The sequence below is a fragment of the Thermodesulfitimonas autotrophica genome (genome assembly GCF_003815015.1).
In the GTDB taxonomy this organism is placed as follows: domain Bacteria; phylum Bacillota; class Desulfotomaculia; order Desulfotomaculales; family Ammonificaceae; genus Thermodesulfitimonas; species Thermodesulfitimonas autotrophica.
Genome location: NZ_RKRE01000003.1, coordinates 273,896 through 292,392 on the forward strand (window position 1 = coordinate 273,896; position 18,497 = coordinate 292,392).

At 59.3% G+C, this 18,497-nt stretch carries 25 protein-coding genes and 1 tRNA gene; 22 read left to right on the forward strand and 4 right to left on the reverse strand.

Features of this window, described 5'->3' with window-relative positions; genetic code table 11:
* The first annotated feature begins 16 nt into the window (after positions 1-16).
* From EDD75_RS08825 to EDD75_RS08835, 3 genes are all read left to right on the forward strand, one after another.
* Positions 17-334, forward strand: a complete 318-nt coding sequence (locus tag EDD75_RS08825; protein ID WP_245963137.1) for a hypothetical protein — start codon at positions 17-19, stop codon at positions 332-334.
* 14 nt (positions 335-348) lie between these two features.
* Positions 349-696, forward strand: a complete 348-nt coding sequence (locus EDD75_RS08830) for a hypothetical protein (protein WP_123931221.1) — start codon at positions 349-351, stop codon at positions 694-696.
* Between the two features lie 232 nt (positions 697-928).
* Positions 929-1,135: a hypothetical protein gene (locus tag EDD75_RS08835; RefSeq protein WP_123931223.1), complete on the forward strand. Its 207-nt coding sequence runs from the start codon at positions 929-931 to the stop codon at positions 1,133-1,135.
* 132 nt (positions 1,136-1,267) lie between these two features.
* On the opposite strand, the gene EDD75_RS08840 is transcribed toward EDD75_RS08835, so the two are convergent.
* On the reverse strand, positions 1,268-1,657 hold the full coding sequence (locus tag EDD75_RS08840; RefSeq protein ID WP_123931225.1) for a type II toxin-antitoxin system HicB family antitoxin: 390 nt from the start codon (positions 1,655-1,657) through the stop codon (positions 1,268-1,270).
* Positions 1,650-1,898, reverse strand: coding sequence for a toxin HicA (locus tag EDD75_RS08845; protein ID WP_123931227.1), 249 nt, complete (start codon positions 1,896-1,898; stop codon positions 1,650-1,652). The genes EDD75_RS08840 and EDD75_RS08845 overlap by 8 nt, the downstream gene beginning before the upstream one ends.
* 322 nt (positions 1,899-2,220) lie before the next feature.
* On the opposite strand from EDD75_RS08845, the gene EDD75_RS08850 reads away from it, so the two are divergent.
* The 12 genes from EDD75_RS08850 to EDD75_RS08895 all read left to right on the forward strand — a co-directional run bounded on the left by EDD75_RS08850 (position 2,221) and on the right by EDD75_RS08895 (position 11,158).
* Positions 2,221-2,970: a sigma-54-dependent transcriptional regulator family protein gene (locus tag EDD75_RS08850; RefSeq protein ID WP_245963138.1), complete on the forward strand. Its 750-nt coding sequence runs from the start codon at positions 2,221-2,223 to the stop codon at positions 2,968-2,970.
* Positions 2,967-3,062 carry a LuxR C-terminal-related transcriptional regulator gene (locus EDD75_RS11390; protein ID WP_245963139.1) on the forward strand — a complete coding sequence of 32 codons (96 nt, stop codon included), beginning with the start codon at positions 2,967-2,969 and terminating at the stop codon, positions 3,060-3,062. The genes EDD75_RS08850 and EDD75_RS11390 overlap by 4 nt, the downstream gene beginning before the upstream one ends.
* A 382-nt stretch (positions 3,063-3,444) precedes the next feature.
* Positions 3,445-3,618 (forward strand): hypothetical protein, encoded by a 174-nt coding sequence (locus EDD75_RS11235; protein ID WP_170157783.1) that lies wholly within the window; start codon positions 3,445-3,447, stop codon positions 3,616-3,618.
* 230 nt (positions 3,619-3,848) lie between these two features.
* Positions 3,849-5,219, forward strand: coding sequence for a TolB family protein (locus tag EDD75_RS08855; protein ID WP_123931229.1), 1,371 nt, complete (start codon positions 3,849-3,851; stop codon positions 5,217-5,219).
* A gap of 168 nt (positions 5,220-5,387) precedes the next feature.
* Positions 5,388-5,672 (forward strand): hypothetical protein, encoded by a 285-nt coding sequence (locus tag EDD75_RS08860; RefSeq protein WP_123931231.1) that lies wholly within the window; start codon positions 5,388-5,390, stop codon positions 5,670-5,672.
* 282 nt (positions 5,673-5,954) lie between these two features.
* Positions 5,955-6,134: a hypothetical protein gene (locus EDD75_RS08865; RefSeq protein WP_123931233.1), complete on the forward strand. Its 180-nt coding sequence runs from the start codon at positions 5,955-5,957 to the stop codon at positions 6,132-6,134.
* A 65-nt stretch (positions 6,135-6,199) separates the two neighbouring features.
* Complete coding sequence (locus EDD75_RS08870) at positions 6,200-6,586, forward strand: autorepressor SdpR family transcription factor (RefSeq protein WP_123931235.1); 387 nt, start codon at positions 6,200-6,202, stop codon at positions 6,584-6,586.
* Positions 6,535-7,248, forward strand: a complete 714-nt coding sequence (locus EDD75_RS08875) for an SdpI family protein (RefSeq protein ID WP_123931237.1) — start codon at positions 6,535-6,537, stop codon at positions 7,246-7,248. Before EDD75_RS08870 ends, EDD75_RS08875 begins: the two co-directional genes overlap by 52 nt.
* Positions 7,249-7,304: 56 nt before the next feature.
* Positions 7,305-8,012, forward strand: coding sequence for a YIP1 family protein (locus EDD75_RS08880; protein WP_123931239.1), 708 nt, complete (start codon positions 7,305-7,307; stop codon positions 8,010-8,012).
* 19 nt (positions 8,013-8,031) lie between these two features.
* Positions 8,032-9,276 (forward strand): efflux RND transporter periplasmic adaptor subunit, encoded by a 1,245-nt coding sequence (locus EDD75_RS08885; protein WP_123931241.1) that lies wholly within the window; start codon positions 8,032-8,034, stop codon positions 9,274-9,276.
* Positions 9,273-9,953 (forward strand): ABC transporter ATP-binding protein, encoded by a 681-nt coding sequence (locus EDD75_RS08890; RefSeq protein ID WP_123931243.1) that lies wholly within the window; start codon positions 9,273-9,275, stop codon positions 9,951-9,953. The genes EDD75_RS08885 and EDD75_RS08890 overlap by 4 nt, the downstream gene beginning before the upstream one ends.
* Entirely contained in the window at positions 9,950-11,158 is a 1,209-nt protein-coding gene (locus EDD75_RS08895; RefSeq protein WP_123931245.1) for an ABC transporter permease, read from the forward strand. The genes EDD75_RS08890 and EDD75_RS08895 overlap by 4 nt, the downstream gene beginning before the upstream one ends.
* Before the next feature lie 50 nt (positions 11,159-11,208).
* On the opposite strand, the gene EDD75_RS08900 is transcribed toward EDD75_RS08895, so the two are convergent.
* The gene (locus tag EDD75_RS08900) at positions 11,209-11,763 is read right to left on the reverse strand and encodes an HPP family protein (RefSeq protein WP_211328165.1); all 555 of its coding nucleotides are present in this window, start codon (positions 11,761-11,763) and stop codon (positions 11,209-11,211) included.
* 240 nt (positions 11,764-12,003) lie between these two features.
* Here EDD75_RS08900 and tgt point away from each other — a divergent pair, with 240 nt between their 5' ends.
* The 7 genes from tgt (at position 12,004) to EDD75_RS08935 (ending at position 18,116) form a co-directional block, all read left to right on the forward strand.
* Positions 12,004-13,137, forward strand: coding sequence for a tRNA guanosine(34) transglycosylase Tgt (gene tgt / locus EDD75_RS08905; protein ID WP_123931249.1), 1,134 nt, complete (start codon positions 12,004-12,006; stop codon positions 13,135-13,137).
* 76 nt (positions 13,138-13,213) lie between these two features.
* Entirely contained in the window at positions 13,214-13,498 is a 285-nt protein-coding gene (gene yajC / locus EDD75_RS08910; protein WP_123931983.1) for a preprotein translocase subunit YajC, read from the forward strand.
* A gap of 28 nt (positions 13,499-13,526) precedes the next feature.
* Entirely contained in the window at positions 13,527-14,186 is a 660-nt protein-coding gene (locus EDD75_RS08915; RefSeq protein WP_123931251.1) for an HD domain-containing protein, read from the forward strand.
* An 18-nt stretch (positions 14,187-14,204) separates the two neighbouring features.
* Entirely contained in the window at positions 14,205-15,446 is a 1,242-nt protein-coding gene (gene secD, locus EDD75_RS08920) for a protein translocase subunit SecD (protein WP_245963140.1), read from the forward strand.
* 23 nt (positions 15,447-15,469) lie between these two features.
* Entirely contained in the window at positions 15,470-16,372 is a 903-nt protein-coding gene (gene secF, locus EDD75_RS08925; RefSeq protein ID WP_123931253.1) for a protein translocase subunit SecF, read from the forward strand.
* A 13-nt stretch (positions 16,373-16,385) separates the two neighbouring features.
* A complete protein-coding gene (locus EDD75_RS08930; RefSeq protein WP_123931255.1) occupies positions 16,386-16,667 on the forward strand; it encodes an ACT domain-containing protein in 282 nt (93 codons plus the stop codon).
* 87 nt (positions 16,668-16,754) lie between these two features.
* Complete coding sequence (locus EDD75_RS08935) at positions 16,755-18,116, forward strand: PFL family protein (protein WP_123931257.1); 1,362 nt, start codon at positions 16,755-16,757, stop codon at positions 18,114-18,116.
* A gap of 188 nt (positions 18,117-18,304) precedes the next feature.
* Here the strand turns inward: EDD75_RS08935 and EDD75_RS08940 are convergent.
* Positions 18,305-18,389: transfer RNA gene (locus EDD75_RS08940), tRNA-Leu, on the reverse strand.
* Positions 18,390-18,497 lie beyond the last annotated feature (108 nt).

Genomic DNA, 18,497 nt, shown 5'->3' on the forward strand with positions numbered 1-18,497 from the left:
GGAAAGTGGGAAAATCGTGAAAAAACGCGGGAAATTCGGTCTTTTGCTCGCCCTCTTTCTATCGGTGGGGCTGCTCGCCGGGCTGGGCTATCTTCGCTCTCCATCGGCGACGCCTGAGGCAGCGATCCGGAAGTATGTCTTTTTGCAGGGGCTTTCTTCGGTGGAAGCCTTTCACCTCCGGATAAAGCGGGGCGACTACGTAGACCCGCGGTACGGGCAACAATTTGTTGTAGAGGGCTTCCGGGGCAACGGAACGGGGATGGAAATACATTTCTTTTATCTTAAAAAGACGCCCGTGGGCTGGCGCGTCGTTTCGGCCGGCACCGGGCCTTAGGGGAGGTTTAGCCGGTGGGATTTTCCTACGACGCCCTGTTGTTGCCCTTCCTTTTGCTCTTGGGGGCTGTCCTCTTCGCCTTTTACCTTGCTCCCCTTTATCGCCGGGGCGGCAAACGGTTTCCTGGAGGCCCCGCGGCGGATGCCGGGAACCGGAACGTTTCGGAAGACGCCCGCTGCCTGCGCTGCAACGCCAAACTCGAACTTCTCGGCACCGAAAAGTTCCGCTGCGGCGGCACCAGCGGCGGTTGGAAACTGATCTTCGGCGAATGGGCGGAACTCGGGGAGCAGATGATGCCGTTGGAGGTCTGGGTCTGCCCCCGCTGTCGGAAGGTGGAGTTCCGGGTGCCGGCAGAGAATTGAGCCGCTGCGGCACAACGCCGCAAACGCCAGTTCGCTACTTTTTAGCTATTCCCGGGAATGGAGCAGGACAACAAGCGCTTGGCGGAACTTGAACTGCCGGACCTCCCAACCCGGATATCGCGGGACTATCTTATTCGGATTGCCTGCCGCGCCGGAAGGCTCTCTTTTGCATATGACCCGGGAAAACGGCGTCTGGAAAATGGACCAGTGCGCCGGTCAGTAGCGGCCGGTGGTGCAGTCGGGTTTCCTTTGGTTTTCAAAGGCGCTGCCTGAGCTGGCGGTCAGCGTAACGGCAGAAGAAGCAAAGCGGGGAAGTCTTGGGAGGAGTGATAAGCCGCTGAGCGAGGCCGCCGAGCATAATGAGGCCGGCCATCGAGATGATGTTGAGAGTGTTACGGGTGAGCGCCAGGGCGAAAAGGGTGCCGACCGGGGCGAATAGGGGTTTTTGGCTCCGTAGTTCGGAACTCTACCGCAGAGGAGAGCGACTTGGATTCATTACTAAAACCGCAGGCTCTGGCATAGCATAGAAGAGCATATAGCCTTAAAGGGCTGCTCTCCAGGAGGCAGCCCTTCAGGTGTTGTTCGGGTTTTGCTCCTCTTTTAAGGCAAGTTTTTCGCCAACCACCCGGGCGAGCTGGTAGTTGATGTACTGGTTGAGGCTTACCCCTTCCGCCCGAGCTCTCTCCATTAATCTGCGGTGAAGCGATTTGGGCGTCCGGAGCAAGATGCGTCCGCTATACTCTTCAGGGATTGGCTCCGGCACAGGCTCCCCGTGCTCCAGGGCGTCGGCGATCCACGCCCGTTTAGCATCCTCGATCATCGCCATTGCTTCCTCAACCGTGTCTCCCTGGGAGATGCATCCGGGGAGCTCCGGGATTTCAACGGCGTACCCTCCTTCGGGGGAAGGGTGCAACACAATCTTGTACGGGAGACTCAGGTAATACTCCAGAGTCTTAGCCATTTTCGTCGGCCTCCTCTTCGAGCAATTTGATGGCCCGCACCACATAGGCTTGAAGGATGTAGGGCCGCCGGTAAGGAACGACCAGCTTTTGACGCCCCCGGCGGTACACATAGTGACTGGAGCCGCTGCCGGGTTGGGACCTCGTGAAGCCCATTTTTCGAAGCACCTTGTCGAGTTCCTCAAACCGGACAGCCTTCGGGTTGCGCTTTATCTTTTCCAGCAGTTTCTTGAGTTCTCCCACCGGGGCTTTCCCTTCTTCTTTTTAATAGATGATAGCACATGCGATAGCACACGGCAAGTTCCGAATTGGTCTAAAAAAACACGGACGCCTCGGTGAGCATACCCATCTTTTTTTTGCGGGCCTTGCCGCCCGTCTGACGAAAACTTGGTCTCCGTTTCGGGAAACAATTGACGTACAGGTTCTTCTTTCGCTACAATGGGTGGCAAATGATGCTGTAAAGCAGAAAGCGACAAAAAACCGCTCAGGAACCCCGTTTTTACCCGGCAAGAGCCGAAAAAAGAACAATACCCTGTTTTTGCTGCCGTTCCGAGGCGTGATGACTGTGGCCCCTTTTCCGCCCGGGCCGGAGGATTACCGTCCTTACCTCTGCTCAGGGGCAGAGTTGGCGGAATCTTACGTCCGCTGCCGTGCTAGTGGGGTGCTGCCGGAACTTGCCCGGCCGCGTAAAATCCTGCCCCCAGCCCGGCTTACATCCCGCCTCAAAGCCAACGCCGCCCTCCTCACTTTGGTCGAGCGCTTCATCACCCCGGTAGGCTTTACCAGCCCGCAGAGGAGCTACATCTACATCCTCTGCGACAAAGACCTGGTGGCGCTCAAAATCTTCGCCGCTGCAGATGTCTTGGCCGCCACCGAAAAAGCCGGCGTCAAGCCCGGCACCGTCTTTACCGAAGCGAGCTGCGGCACGAACGCCTTAGCACTGGCGCGGGAGCACCAGCGCCTCGTAGCCATTCGCGGGGAGCAGCACTACTGCCGGCTTTTTAAAGACTGGTGGTGCGTCGCCAGCCCACTAAAAGACCCAGAAGGCGAAATCTTGGGCTACCTCGACATTTCAATGCACGCGGAAAAGGAACTGGGTTTAGCTGCCGCACACCTGCGGACACTAGTTGACTCGATGCAGCGGGAGTTTTTGTTGTTGGAGCTATCGCAGCGCGGGCAAGCTGACCTTCTCGCACCGGTGTCGCTCCATATCCCACCGGAAGTAGAACGGAAACTTACGCGGCGGGAACGCGAGGTGCTGCAGCTCATATTGGATGGCTGGACGATGCAGAGATCGCAAGACGACTTTATATGAGCACCGGGACAGCGAAAACCCACCGTCGAAACATCTACCAGAAGCTTGGCGTCAGTAACTTGCGGGAACTGCTGGCCAAACTCAGCCGCTGATTAATGGCGACCACTTTCGGTAGGCCCCTTTTTTCTTTCCCTCTGAGGTAGGCCCACTAAAAACGATAGTCTACTATTTTTGCAGTAAAAAATACCATTTTGTGGTATTTATACCGGAGCGCGGTCAGGCTACGCTGTGGTAAAAAGCGGGCACAAGAAGTTTTGGCCAGGGGGTGGTGATGATACCGGAGAACTTTCGGCAAAGAGGTTTCTGAAAAGAAGTTTCATAAGCAGGAAGGCAGACTTTGGCAACGAATTTAAGCGTGAAGGAGGAACAAAACGGTGTTAAAACAACACAGCCACTATAAGCGGGGCGCTTTGATAACGCCCTTAACAATCTTACTAACGGTTCTGAATGTACAGCGTGGTTCGCGGTCGTGGGATGGTCTATTCGGTTGTCGTTCGCGATAAGGTCCGGTGGCGCCTGCTGGTCCGCAAACTTTCCGGCAAAGAGGAACTGGTGATTGACAAGGGAGCTTATCTTAAAGCGGCGACCGGGCGTATATCCTGGCGGAGGGATTGCCTGCCGCGCCGGAAGGCTCTCTTTTGCATATGACCCGGGAAAACGGCGTCTGGAAAATGGACCAGTGCGCCGGTCAGTAGCGGCCGGTGGTGCAGTCGGGTTTCCTTTGGTTTTCAAAGGCGCTGCCTGAGCTGGCGGTCAGCGTAACGGCAGAAGAAGCAAAGCGGGGAAGTCTTGGGAGGAGTGATAAGCCGTTGAGCGAGGCCTGGCGGCTCTGAAGAAGTGTTACTGAGCGGATTTTGCTCGCGAAGGAGGGAAAGCAAGTGAGACGGAGGACAGTTATCTTATCGGCGGTCGGCTTGATGATCGTTTCGCTGCTAGTTGCCGTGCCTCTTTTAGCCTCCCGGGACAAGTGGAGCTATTTAGGCCCTGAGAATTACCAGTTGGTAGCCGTAGCCGATAACGTCCCTGTGGTCTTCAATGCTCTTCAGGACAGGGACAAGGAGAAAGTCAGAGAAGCGGTAAGCGGCACTTTTCGCGAAAGCGGCGTCGAAGTATTTGAGCAGGGGAGGAACCCTGATCTCAAAACCCGGTGGGAAGATGACCGACCGGAGATCCTACCACCTTTAACCTTCAAGAAGATTACGCCGCAGAATACCCTTGCCGGTCTGCGCAAAGAAGTCTTTGAAGTTTTCTGCAAGGGCAGGGAGGAAACGATAAAGGTAAAATTAGCGAAGCTCTGTGTAAACGACAAAAGCATTTTGGTGGCCGCGAACCCGGAATCGTCGTCTTCCGGACTCGTCTCTTCGCCGGATAACACTAGGTGCTTGGTTGCCACGGAGAAGGAGCTCTGGCTCATTGAGGCCGGGAAAGAAGACGCCGTCAAGATTTCAAAGGATGTGTTCAACGGGAAAACTTACGCGGAATTAAGGAGCGAATTACAAAAGAAACTTGCCGGAGAAGAAGGCCCTGCGGTTTTATGGTGGAACGATAACCCCGTCTTTAGCCCCGATGGTTCCAAGATAGTCTACATGACGAACAGGGATTGCGTCGCATCCGGTGGGAGTTCGCTCTGGCTTTATGACCTTGCCACCAGGAAGGAGCGGCCGCTGGTCAGGAACGTTGCCGGAGAACACTACCGGTGCAAAGCGTGGGTGGACAATAGCCACGTAATCTACCAAAAATTCGCGCGAGGCGCAAGCCGCTATTTTATAGCTGATCTCCAGGGTAACTCTATAGAACTTAAACTTGAGGGGCAAAAACCAGAGATATTCGCCGTTCATAACGGTTTGCTTGCTTATACCCCTGATTGCACGGCTCCTAAAACCGTTTGCATAGCGAAAATTTCTTTCTCCGACTTCTCCATCACGAGAATATACGAGAAGACGATTGGCGGGGCATTGCGCGAGGTGATGCCGGGCACCACCTATCGCCCCCGCGGTTACTTTGCCCCCGACGGCTCGCGCTTGGCTTACCTTTTTGCCCCGGATACCGGCGAGACCGTTCAGCAGATCGCTATAGTGGACCTGGCGGCGAAAAAAGAGGTTGTCCTTAAGGAAGCTCCTTCAAAGGAAGGCACAAGAGCGATTTTCTATGATTTCGATTGGCTTGATGGTCGGCGGCTGCTCGTGCGCGTATCGCGGGTCGTAAATGGGATGAGCGAGATCTCCTCTTGGATTTACGTGAGGGGGTAGATCACGGTTCCCTTTTTAGTTCACCTTAAAATTCGGCCGTTTTTCCCGGCGCAAGCCAAGCGTCTTTTATCCAGGGTTTCGGCCAGGCTATCGGGGTTCTATAGGCTAAAACGTAGACTTCCCCTTTTTTGTTTGCAAGTTTTACCTTACCTCTGCTCAGGGGCAGAGTTGGCGGAATCTTACGTCCGCTGCCGTGCTAGTGGGGTGCCGCCGGAACTCACAAGGCCCCGCGCAATTGTATCCCCAGCCCGGCTTACATCCTGCCTCGAAGCCAACGCCACCCTCCTTTCCTTGATTGAGCAATTGATCACCCCCGCCTGCTGCGCTGGCCCGCAAAGGGGGTGTATCTACATCTTCTGCGACCTGGACTTGGTGACGCTCAAAATCTTCGCTGCGCCGGAGGTTTTAACCACCACCGAAGGGGCCGGCGTCAAGCGAGGTAACGTGAGATGATTCTCAAGAAAAAGTTGTTCGGCAGTTATCTAGAAGGAATAGCTGCGTGGACCCGTGCTACGGCTAGCGGTGCGTGAGGGCACCCGGGTTGCCAGAGCGGGGCTGGTACGTTACCTCGGCCGGCACCGGGCCCTAAAACGCGGACGAAGATTTCCTGTCGGGCCGGTGAAACCTCTTGCCGGCCGGGCAAAGATGTGGTAAACTTTGAGTAAATATTTAGATGATTTTCGAATTGTCTAAGAATTTACGGGTGCGAAATTCTGCCGGGAAGGGGGTGGCGTCTTGCAGGGTATCGGGATTACGGAGCTTTTTCTGGTGCTTGTGCCGTGGCTGCTCGTGACCGGCGGTTTCATCGTGCTCCTGGTTGCGGTGTGGCGGCTGATGCGGGCGCACGAGGCGCTCGTGGCCGTGCTGAGGGAGATCGCCGGCAATCTTAAAAAGGGACCGGATGACGGCCGGTAGTTTTGCCGCGCGGGTTGCGGGTGAGAACGACTGGGGAGCGAGAGGCAGGCGAGGGGTAGGGACAGATGGCGCTGGGACTGGTTTTTAAAGCCTTAGCGGATGAGACGCGGCGGGAGATCCTGCGGCTCTTGCAGCAAGGGGACCTTACGGCGGGCGAGATTGCGGCGCGGTTTGCCGTGACGAAGCCGACGGTCTCACACCATTTGAGCGTGCTCAAACAGGCGAACTTGGTGCAGGACTACCGCCGCGGGCAGCACATTTACTACTCGCTGAACACGACGGTCTTTCAAGAGGCGGCGGCCTGGTTTCTATCGCTGTTGGCGGAAAGTGCGCGAAAAGAGCCAGGCGGCGCACCAGGGAAGGAACAAACCGGAAGAATAAAGCGGGGAGGCGGTAAGGCGTGCCGGAAAAAAATAAAGGCGAAGGCTATGCCCTCACCTGGGAGGCCTTAAAACCGGACTGGCCAGTGTGGGTGGTCCTGGCGGGGCTGCTCGCCGCGGCGGTTATCCTTTACCCGCTGCTGCCGGAGCGGGTGCCCGTGCACTGGAACTGGCGGGGCGAGGTCGACCGCTACGGTTCGCGCTTCGAGGGGGCCTTTACGGCACCGCTTCTCGCTCTGGGCATCTATGCCTTGATGTTAGTTACCCCCTTGATTGACCCGCGGCGCGAAAACTACGCGCGCTTTGCGGGCGCCTACCGGCTGTTACGGGGGGCTTTTGTGCTTTTTATGGCTGGCATCTACGTGGTTTGGATGGCGGCAGCCTTAGGTTACCGGGTGGATATCGGTTTTGCGGTAAAAACGGTGCTGGGGCTCCTTTTTATCGCTATCGGTAACGTGCTGGGGCAGGTGCGCTTCAACTACTTCGTGGGGGTGCGGACGCCCTGGACCCTGGCCGACGAGGCGGTTTGGCGGCGGACGCACCGCCTGGCGGCGAAGGTCTGGGTCCTAGGAGGGCTTGTTTGCTTAGTCCTGGCACCCTTCCGGACGCTTTGGGCGGTGGTGGCGTTTTTCAGCGTCTTAACGCTAATGACATTGGTACCCGTGGCCTTTTCGTGTTTTTACTACCTGCGTTTAGGACTAAGAGGTGCGGGGCGGAAGGAGAAAGGGAAGTAGAGGGTAAAGGAGAATGGCGCCAGAGGGCGAAAGCTTTTGTTTAGGAGGTGGGGCGGATGGTAGGGAAAGACGGGCAGGTGAGCGGTTGGCGAAGGGTGGGGCAGCTCCTCTTTTCACCCGGAAAAGTTTTCCCCGCGCTGGCGGCGCAACACTGGCTTAAACCTGCGCTTTTACTTGTAGGTTTGAACCTGCTTCTGGCCGGTATTATTGCGCCCAAAACGGCCGCCTTCGCGGCCTGGCTGGTCAAACAAGGCGCGGCACAGGTACCGCCGGAAAAGCTGGCCGAGGTGCAGGCGCTGGCCCCCAAGGCGGCGGTTAGCGGCCTTTTCGTTGGCGCGTTGGTAGTTCCTTGGGTTACCTGGGTCGCGGTGGCGGCTTTGTTGCAGCTTTTTGCGGCGTTGAGTGCCCGGGAGGCTTCATTTGGTGCGCTCTTCACCGTGGCGGTTTACGGTTACCTGCCGGTTTTTCTCCGCACGGTTATCGCCAACCTTTTGTTTCTCGTTACTCCCCTCGAAAACCTTACCATGCGGTCGCAGCTCAGTCTGGCGGTTTTCTTGCCGCCGCAGAAGAGCTTTTTATACTTTTTTCTGGCCAACTGCAGTCCTTTCACCTGGTGGAGCCTCGTTCTCTGGGGTGTCGGCGGCGCGGCGGTGATGAAGGCGCGGCCGGGCACCGTGACTGCTTATCTCTTCGCGCTCTGGCTGCTGCTGGCCCTGGCTCTGGCGGGGTTGAGCAGCCTGGCGCCTGCACCGCCTGGCGTATAGCGGTTTAGGAGGGATAATTTTGCGCGGGGCGAAATTCTGGCTGGCTGCGGCCGCCGGGGTGCTGGTGGCGGCGGTCGTGGCGGCCGCCGTCTGGCGCGGGATGCACCCGCCGGCGGTGGCGGTTAAGACCGGCGTAGCGGAAGAAAGGCTTTTCGAAGACAAGGTGCTGGCCACCGGGCGGGTAGAAACCTTGCGGCAGGCGGCGGTAGTCGCTCCCTTTGCGGCGCGGCTGCTGCTCTTGGACGTGGCGGAAGGCGACCGGGTTGCGGCCGGGCAGGTGGTAGCGGTATTCGACACGGCCGACGCGGACGACCGGGTAAAAGAGGCCGAAGCAGCGCTCAAGGCGGCGGAGGCGGAGCTGGCGGCGGCGCTCGCCCCGGCGCGACCGGAGGAGGTTGTGCAGGCTGAAGCCGCCCTGGAAGCGGCGCAGGCGGCGGCGCAGGCCGCGCAGAAGCGGGTGGAGCGCTACCGGTACTTGGTTGAACAGGAAGCAGCTTCACCGGCAGAGTTAGAGGCGGCCGAGGCCGATTACGCCCGGGCGCAGGCGGAGGTAACGGCGGCGGGGGCGCGGCTGGCCGCGTTGAAAGAGCCGGATGCGCGGCGGATCGCGCCGCTTAAGGCGCGGGTGGCGCAGGCGCGGGTGGCGCTGGCGAACGCCCGCCGGATGGCGACCAAAGGGCGGGTTACGGCGCCGATTAGCGGCGTCGTGCTCCAGATAGCGGCGAAGGAGGGGGATTTCCTGCAGCCGGGCGCGCTGGTTTTGACGGTGGGCGACCCGGCGGGGCTGCGGGTGGTCGCGGATCTAAACGAGCAGGACGTGGCGGGCGTGGCGGCCGGGCAGGAGGCGGTGGTTACCTGGGCGGGGCGCCCCGGGAAGACTTGGCCCGGAAAGGTTTCCCGCGTGGCCCCTGCGGTGACGAAGAAAATTGAGCAGCAGCAGGCGGAAAACGTGGTGCGGGTTTACGTAAAGCCGGAGGGCGCCGGCTTGCTGCCGGGAGCGACGGTGGACGTGGTGATCCACCGGGTGAAACCCCACCGGGCGGTGGTGGTACCAAACGACGCCGTGGTTGGGGCGGGGAAAACAGCAGCCGTCTTCACCGTAGAAAAAGGTGTGGCGCGGCGGCGGGCGGTTACGTTAGGCGGTGCCAACGAGCTTTATACGGAGATTCTTGCGGGGCTAAGTCCGGGCGCTACGGTGATCTTGAACCCCAAAGAAATCAAGGACGGCCAGCCGGTCCGGGCGGCTGGCGGTGCGCAGCCGTGATCAGGGTCGAAGGGCTCACGAAGATTTACGGGCACGGGGAAGCGGCGGTTAAGGCGCTCGATAACGTTACCTTAGAGATTAAGACCGGCGAGTTCGTAGCGGTAATGGGGCCCTCCGGCTCCGGAAAATCGACTTTTTTGAGCATTTTGGGCTGCCTGGAGCGGCCTACTGCGGGGAAATACTACTTTGACGGGCGCGAAGTTACTTCTCTCGACGAGGAGGAACTGGCGGCCCTGCGGAACGAAAAGATCGGCTTTGTTTTCCAGACCTTTAACCTCCTGCCCCGGTTCGATGTGTTGCGGAATGTGGAACTGCCCTTGATTTACGCTGGTGTGCCGCAAAAGGAGCGCCGCGAGCGGGCAACGGCGCTGCTGCGGCGGGTGGGGCTGGAGCACCGCCTGTATTACAAGCCGCCCAACATTTCCGGCGGGGAGCAGCAGCGGGTGGCGATCGCGCGGGCGCTGGTCAACGATCCGGCCGTGATCTTGGCTGACGAACCGACGGGAAACTTAGACAGCCGGCGGAGCCACGAGATCATGGCGGTCTTCCAGGAGTTGCACGCCGAAGGCCGGACAATTGTGATGGTTACCCACGAACCGGATATCGCTGCCTACGCCCAACGCATCCTTCACTTCCTAGACGGCGTGGTGGTGCGGGAGGAGGCTGTAAGGGAATGAGGGTCGAGGACCTTGCCTGGCTGACGGTGGAAAACTTGTTAGCGCACCGGCTGCGGGCGCTGCTCACCACCTTGGGCATCGCGATCGGTATCGCCGCGGTGATCGCGGTGGTGGCGATCGGCCAAGGCGGCCAGGCGGTACTGCTGGCGGACATTGAACGGATGGGCTCCAGCCGCGCCTTTAACGTTTCGGTGGATGTGCAGCGCGGGGAGGCGCCAACGACCGGCACCTTTACGATGACGGATGTCACTACGATCAAGGAGCTTTCTCCCGCGGTGGCGAAGTTAGCGCCGACCACTTCGGGGATGTTTATCAGCATCCGCCGCCCCGGGGAGCACGGGAAACCGGTTTACTGCCAGCTTGCCGGCACCACGCCCGATATGACCGCGGTGATGAACCTGCCCCTCGCGGCGGGGCGCTTCCTTTCCGAAGGGGACGTGGCTGGCCACCGCCGGGTGGTGGTCTTGGAAGGCGGACTGGCAGAGACGCTCTTCCCGGAGGGCAACGCGATAGGGAAACAGGTCTTCATCCAGGATACCCCGGCAACGGTGATTGGGGTGACCGAGAAGCAGCCGTCGCAGGTCTTCAGCGCGATGGGAATGACTAAGTACGCCTTCGTCCCGATAACCTTTGCCCAGGAAATCTTAAATACCCGGGTGATCCACGAGCTGCACGGCGCGGCGGTGAGCGAGGCGGCCGTTCCCCAGGCGATCGCCGACAGCGTCGCGATCCTGCAGCGCCGCCATCCCGGGAGCAGCATCCACTACAAGGGGATGTCGATGAAGGAAGCGGTGGCCCTTTTCGGCAAGGTTACGGGGATCATGACCCTCGTCATCGGTTCGGTGGCGGCGATTGCGCTAGTGGTGGGCGGCGTCGGGGTGATGAATATTATGCTGGTGGCGGTGACGGAGCGCACCCGGGAGATCGGGCTGCTTAAGGCGCTCGGTGCCCGCCGGGCGGATATCTTGAGGCAGTTTTTGGCCGAAGCGGTGGCGCTCTGCCTGGTGGGCGGCTTTTTCGGGGTGATCTTTGGCGCGGGGGGCGCTTACGCCATCGCCCACTTTGCCCACTGGCCGCCGCTCATCTCCTTTTGGACGGTGCTTTTGGCCTTCGGCTTTGCCGCTGCGGTCGGCCTCTTTTTCGGCCTCTACCCGGCCAGCCGCGCGGCCGCTTTGAGCCCCGCTGAAGCGCTGCGCCAGCATTAACGCCCCTCAAAATGCGGTTGCCTTTGCTGCATCTGGGCTGCAGTGAACTCCTACGTGAGATCCCTGAGGTGGGACTTAAAAAAGTAGTGAACCAGCGAAAGGACGGCGGCACTGGTGACGATGGCGATTACCCCGGGCGGCGCAAACCCGGTGAGCGCAAAACCTAGGGCGGTGCCCGAGGCAGGCGGGTGTTCGGTATCAGTAAGGACCATGACAAAGATAGAGATGCCCACAGCCAGCGCGCAAACAAGAATGGCAGAGAGTCCCGCAGCGTGCGGGATTAGGGCACACAGGCAGCCGCTGAGAGTACCTACCAAGTGACCGCCGAGAACGTTCCGCGGGCGGGCGGTGATGCTCTGCGGCATGGCGAAAACGATGAAGGTCGAAGCGCCTAAAGAGGCGATAATGACGGCGTGCTCCAGGCTTAGCAGGAGCAAGACCACAAAAACAACCAGAGTAGCGAAAAGACTCTGGAGAAGGTAGTTTTTGACGACCGGGCCGGGGAAATGGTTTCCTTTGACAGCCGCGGCACGACTGCCGATTTCCTTCGGCTTTTCTTGAACGGTCAACTCGCGATGGAGCGGTGAGGCGGTTTCTTGTGGCAAAAACGTTACCTCCCGGTGGTTGGGATTTTTACTACAAATAAATTTTATAGGATGTTGCGGCATCTTGTGAGCCCCGATTTGCGTTTTTTATTAAGGAAGGTGACGCTTCTGGAGCACCCCGGATTAAAGCTTGGCGGCCGGCAAAATCCTTGACAAAGGAAAAGAGAGGCGGAGAAAATAGGGTTAATGTGTAACCGGCCAATGGCAGGTGAATCCTAAGAGTAAAACGGCGGGAAAAAGATGGCGTTGCGTTTTGAGATATTGAAGCAGGACGGTGCGGCGCGCCTGGGTAGGCTTTACACACCGCACGGGGTGGTGGACACCCCGGTTTTCATGCCGGTGGGGACGCAGGGGACGGTCAAGGCGATGACCCCGGAGGAACTCCGGGCGCTCGGTGCCCAGATGATCTTAGCCAATACCTACCATCTTTACCTCCGGCCGGGGACGGAAATCATCCGGGAGGCCGGGGGGCTCCACCGGTTTATGCACTGGGACGGCCCCATCCTCACCGATAGCGGCGGCTACCAGGTCTTCAGCCTGGCGCCCTTGCGGCGGCTGACCGCCGAAGGGGTAATCTTCCGCTCGCACCTTGACGGTTCGGAACACCTTTTCACCCCCGAGAAGGTGGTGGCGCTTCAGGAGGCCCTCGGTTCAGATATCGCGATGGTGTTAGATGAGTGTCCGCCTTACCCGGCTTCACGGGAGGAGGTTACGGCGGCAGTGGCCCGGACGACGGCCTGGGCAGAGCGCTCGCTGGCCGCCCAAAGTGCGGCGCAGGCCCTTTTCGGCATCGTTCAGGGCGGGGTCTACCGGGACCTGCGGGAGCAAAGCGCCCGCGAACTGGTGGCGCTCGATTTTCCGGGCTACGCCATCGGGGGTTTGAGCGTGGGGGAACCTAAAGAACTTATGTACCAGGTGCTCGATTGGACGGTGCCGCTTTTGCCGCCGGAAAAGCCCCGGTATCTTATGGGTGTCGGCCACCCTGACGACATCATCGAAGCGGTCGCGCGCGGGGTGGATATGTTCGACTGCGTCCTACCAACGCGGCTCGGGCGGCACGGCGGGGCGCTGACGCCTTTTGGCCGGCTCAACATTCGTAACGCCTGCTACGCGCGCGATTTTGGCCCTTTGGTGCCGGGATGCGACTGCTACGCCTGCCAAAATTATAGCCGGGCTTACCTTCACCACCTGGTCCGGGCGGGGGAAATCTTGGGGTTGCGGCTGCTTACCACCCACAACCTTCATTTTCTCCTGAAGCTAACGGCGGAAATCCGCGCGGCCATTGCCCGCGGCGAGTTGGGGCTTCTCCGCGCCCGTTGGCGCGAGCGGTGCGGCGGGAACCGGACGGTACTGGAGGCAGAAGGTGACACTTAAAAATTTCTGCAGAAAAAAGGATTCGTGAGGCGGAGCGCGAATTAGATTTCGAAGCCAGAAAGGGGGGAGGCCGGTGATGAACCAGCAGTTGATTTCGATTCTCTACCTGATAGGCCTTTTTGTCCTGTTCTATTTCCTGCTCATTCGGCCGCAGCAGGTCCGGCAGAAAAGGCACCAGGAAATGATCCGGAATCTCAAGACAGGCGACCGGGTGATCACTGCTGGCGGTATTTACGGCAGCGTTGTTAAGATAAAGGAAGACTCGGTTATCCTGCGTGTTGCCGATAACGTACGCATTGAGGTTCTGAAACAGGCTATCGCCCAGGTAGCGGAGAAGGGCGAGGAGAACGCGAGAGATTAAAGGAGCTGGAGCAGGGGCAGGAGCAGCCGTGATCAGCCCGAGCGACGTCAAGAAAAACCCGGTAGTGGAGACTTTTATCCGTTACGGTAACCAGTTCCTCGGGGCGATGGGCTACACCGAGCATGGTTTCCGTCACGTAAACTTAGTGGCGACCATCGCCCGCAATATTTTGGAACGCCTCAACTTTCCCCCGCGGGAGGCGGAACTTGCGGCCATTGCGGGGTATCTGCACGATATCGGTAACGTGGTGAGCCGGAACAACCACGGCATTTCCGGGGCCGTCATCGCCTACCGGATTCTAAGTGATATGGGAATGCCGCCGGACGAAGTGGCGTTGGTTATTTCGGCGATCGCCAACCACGAGGAGGAGTACGGCCATCCGGTGAGTAACGTGGCGGCGGCTTTGATCCTCGCGGATAAATCCGACGTGCACCGCTCCCGCGTCCGCAACCCCGACCTTTCGAGTTTCGACATCCACGACCGGGTTAACTACGCTGTGGAACACTCTTTCCTTTGGGTGAAGGAAGAACGCCGGGTGATTACGCTGGACCTGACCATTGACATTGAGATCTGCCCGGTGATGGAGTACTTCGAGATTTTTTTGACCCGGATGGCGCTCTGCCGCCGGGCGGCCAACTTTTTAAAAGCTGATTTTGAGCTAATGATTAACGGAGCCAAGCTCCTCTAACGTGTTAAAAGGTTTGAGGTGACGCAAGTGCGGTGGGATAAGGTTTTAAAGCTCTTAACAGTGGTGGCTGTGGTGGGACTGGTGGCCTGGTTTGCCCTAAAACCGCCGGTTAAGGTTGCCTGGCTGCCGGTTACGAAGTTTGTGCGGTTAGGGCTTGACCTCAGGGGCGGTGTGCACGTGGTCTTGCAAGCGGTCGATACGCCCGAAGCGAAGGTGACGCCCGAGGCGATGAAGCGCGTGATCGGCATCTTAGAGGAGCGGATCAACCGGTTCGGCGTCACCGAGCCGGTGATTCAACAGCAGGGCTCGCGGCGGGTGATCGTGGAGATTGCCGGCGTAAAAGACCCGGATGAGGTGGTGCGAACGCTGATTAAGACCGCCTACCTCGAGTTTAAGACCGAGGGCGGTGAGGTGATCGTCACCGGCCGGGATCTTAAGGAGGCACGGGAAGCACTTGACCCTCAGTCCAACCAGCCGGAGGTCGATCTGACCTTCAACCCGGTGGGGGCGAAAAAGTTCGCCGACGCGACAACGGCTAACGTGAACCGTAGGATTGGCATTTACCTTGACGGGCAGATGATTCAGAACCCGGTCGTGCAGGAGCCGATCACCAACGGCCGGGCGCGGATTACCGGCTACGCTACACTGGAGGAGGCACACCGGATCGCGGTGCTCCTGCAATCGGGCGCCTTGCCGGTCAAGCTCGAAGTCCTGGAAAAGCGGACGGTCGGGCCAACGCTTGGTGCGGACTCCCTGCACAAGTCGCTTTATGCCGGTGCTGTGGGGCTACTGGCGATCCTGCTCTTCATGGTTCTCTACTACCGGGTGCCGGGAGTTATAGCCGATTTCAGCCTCACCGTTTACGCTCTCCTCGTCCTCTTCATCTTTACGGCCTTGAAGGTGACCATGACCCTGCCCGGCATCGCGGGTTACATCTTGAGCTTAGCGATGGCGGTAGACGCGAACATCATCATCTTTGAGCGGCTCAAGGAAGAGCTGCGGACGGGGAAAACCCTGCGTGCGGCGATTGACGACGGTTTCAAGCGGGCTTTCGTAGCGATTTTTGATGCCAACCTGACGACAGTTATCGCAGCCCTTGTGCTATACTATTTCGGCACCGGGCCGATTAAAGGCTTCGCGGTCACCCTGACTATCGGTATCGCGGTCAGTATGTTTACCGCGATTACGATGACCCGGTGGCTCCTGCACTTGGTGGCGGGGACGGGGCTTATTAAGAACCCGAAGCTTTACGGCGCGTGACCTTTCGAGGGAGGTAGAGGCGTTTGCGGCTCCACTTTATTCGGTTGCGCTTCATCTGGTATGCTTTGTCGCTTCTCGTTATTCTGCCCGGCATCATCAGCCTGGCTACGCGGGGGCTTAACTTGGGGATCGATTTTACCGGGGGCAGCCTTTTAGACGTTAAGTTCACGCGGGCGGTAGAAACACGGGAGGTGCGCCAGGTTCTTGCGGACTTTGGGCTGGAGAAGAGCCTAATTCAGAAGAGCGGCCCGAGCAGCTTTATCATCCGGACGCGGGCGCTCGACGAAAATGAGAGCGGGAAGGTAGTAGCGGCGCTTAATAGCCGCTTAGGCGGGATGACGCTGCTCCGGAACGAGAAGGTCGGGCCGGTGATTGGCAAGGAGCTGACCCAGAAAGCGATCCTGGCGGTGCTTATCGCCTCCGTACTGATGCTGGTCTACATCGCCATCAGGTTCGAATTTAAGCAGGGTGTGGCAGCAGTGGCGGCGCTGCTGCACGACGGACTCGTGGTTCTCGGTGTCTTTTCCCTTTTTCAGATCGAGGTGGACAGCTCCTTTGTAGCGGCGGTCCTGACCATCTTAGGTTACTCGATCAACGACACGATCATCATCTTCGACCGCATCCGGGAAAATATCAAGACCAAGAGGGTTACCGGCCCCCTGGAGGACGTGATCAACGTAAGCCTCTGGCAGACGATGGCCCGGTCAATCAACACGGTTCTGGCGGTGCTCTTTGTGTTGGTGGCGCTTTACCTTTTCGGTGGCAGCACCATCAAGAACTTCGTCCTGGCGTTGATCGTCGGCGTTTCGAGCGGCTGTTACAGCTCCATCTGCAACGCCAGCCCCCTCTGGTACGATTTGAAACGCCTGGGGGACAAAAAGAAAGCTCCGGCCGGCGGTAAAGTTTCGGCTCGGGCGCGGGCCTGAGGGGCGGTTGGCTATGGAAGGCGCGAAGCGCATCATCGTGACGGTGCTGGGGCGCGACCGGGTGGGAATTATCGCCGGCGTCGCGGGGGTGCTGGCGGCACACAACGTAAACATTCTCGATATCAGCCAGACGATCCTCCAGGAGTTTTTGGCGATGATCATGATCTGCGATATAAGTCGCGCCACGGTCGATCTTGGCACCCTGAAGGCCCGCCTTGAAGAAAAGGGGGCGGAGCTCGGGGTGCGGATCGACGCACAGCACGAGGACGCCTTTGTTTATATGCACCGAATCTGAGGGATGTGTGTGGCGGTAGGCGCATGCTGATCGAGCCGCAGCGGGGAGGCGGCTCGTATCGTTTAAGGAGGGCGGCGGCACAGAAGTATGTTAACCATTCACGAGATTCTCGAGACGATCAAGATGATCCAGGAAGAAAAGTTGGACATCCGCACCATTACGCTGGGCATCAACCTCCGCGACTGCGCCGATGCGGATCCCCGGGCGGCCTGCCGGAAAATCTACGCCAAAATCACCCGGTGTGCGGCGCGCCTGGTGGCGGTAGGGGAGGAGATTGAGCGGGAGTACGGCATTCCGATCGTGAACAAGCGGATCGCGGTGACGCCCGTGGCGCTGGTGGCGGAAAGTGCGGCTACGGAGGACTACGTGGCCTTTGCCCGGACGCTCGAGGAAGCGGCAGCGGCAGTCGGGGTCAACTTCATCGGCGGCTTTGCGGCGCTGGTCCACAAGGGTTTCACCCGGGGGGATAAGCTGCTCATCGAGGCGATCCCGGCGGCGCTGGCCGAAACGGAGCGGGTTTGCGCGTCGGTCAACGTCGCCACTACCAAAGCCGGGATCAATATGGACGCAGTGGCGTTGATGGGGCGGATTATCAGCGAAACGGCCCAAAAGACCGCCGACCGCGACGGCATCGGCTGCGCCAAGTTAGTGGTTTTCGCCAACGCGCCAGAGGACAACCCCTTTATGGCCGGGGCGTTTCACGGGGTCGGCGAGCCGGAATGCGTCATTAACGTCGGCGTGAGCGGCCCGGGGGTGGTGAAACAGGCGGTGGCAGCGCTGCCGCCGGATGCGGACTTAGGTTTTGTGGCGGAAAAAATCAAGAAGATGGCCTTCAAGATCACCCGGATGGGTGAGCTTGTGGGCCGGGAAGCGGCCCGGCGGCTGGGCGTGCCCTTCGGTATTGTCGATCTCTCGCTAGCGCCGACTCCGGCGGTGGGCGATAGCGTGGCCGAAATCCTCGAGGCGATGGGGCTCGAGCGCTGCGGCGGGCCGGGCTCTACGGCCGCCTTGGCGCTGTTGAACGATGCGGTTAAGAAGGGTGGTGCGATGGCCTCCTCCTACGTCGGTGGCCTCTCTGGCGCCTTCATTCCGGTTAGCGAGGATGCGGGAATGGTCCGGGCGGTCGAGGCCGGTGCGCTCACCGTAGAAAAGCTCGAGGCGATGACCGCCGTCTGCTCGGTGGGCCTCGATATGATTGTGGTCCCGGGTGATACCCCCGCCGAAACGATTGCCGCCATCATTGCCGACGAAGCCGCAATCGGTGTCGTCAACAACAAGACCACTGCCGTCCGCATTATTCCGGCGCCGGGGAAAAAACCGGGTGACCGGGTAGAGTTCGGGGGGCTCCTCGGCGGCGCGCCGGTTATGCCGGTGAGCCGTTTTGCCGCTACCGGTTTTATCCGGCGCGGCGGCCGCATCCCTGCCCCGATCCAGAGTTTGGGGAATTAGGTTTTACTTTAGGAAACCTCGTTTTTGGTGTTTCCACGGAGGGGTAAGGGCGAGGGTATCGTTTGGGTTGGTAAGGGTTGCCTCAGACTCAAACGATTCGGTGTTTTAGTGCGGGGTGCGGAGGGTTTTGTCAGAGGTAACCAGAAAGCCCGCAAACCTTTACGGCCTGCGGGCTTTTATTCTTTACATGGTGTCGGAGGGGGGACTTGAACCCCCACGGGATACCCCATACGCCCCTCAAACGTACGCGTCTGCCAGTTCCGCCACTCCGACGTTCCTTGCAGAAATTATTATACTCAACTGCCGCCGGGCATGCAAGTATCCGGCGGTGGTTATTTTTTATCGCCAGGTGGTGGGGCGACCGGGAGACTGTTTCTCAAG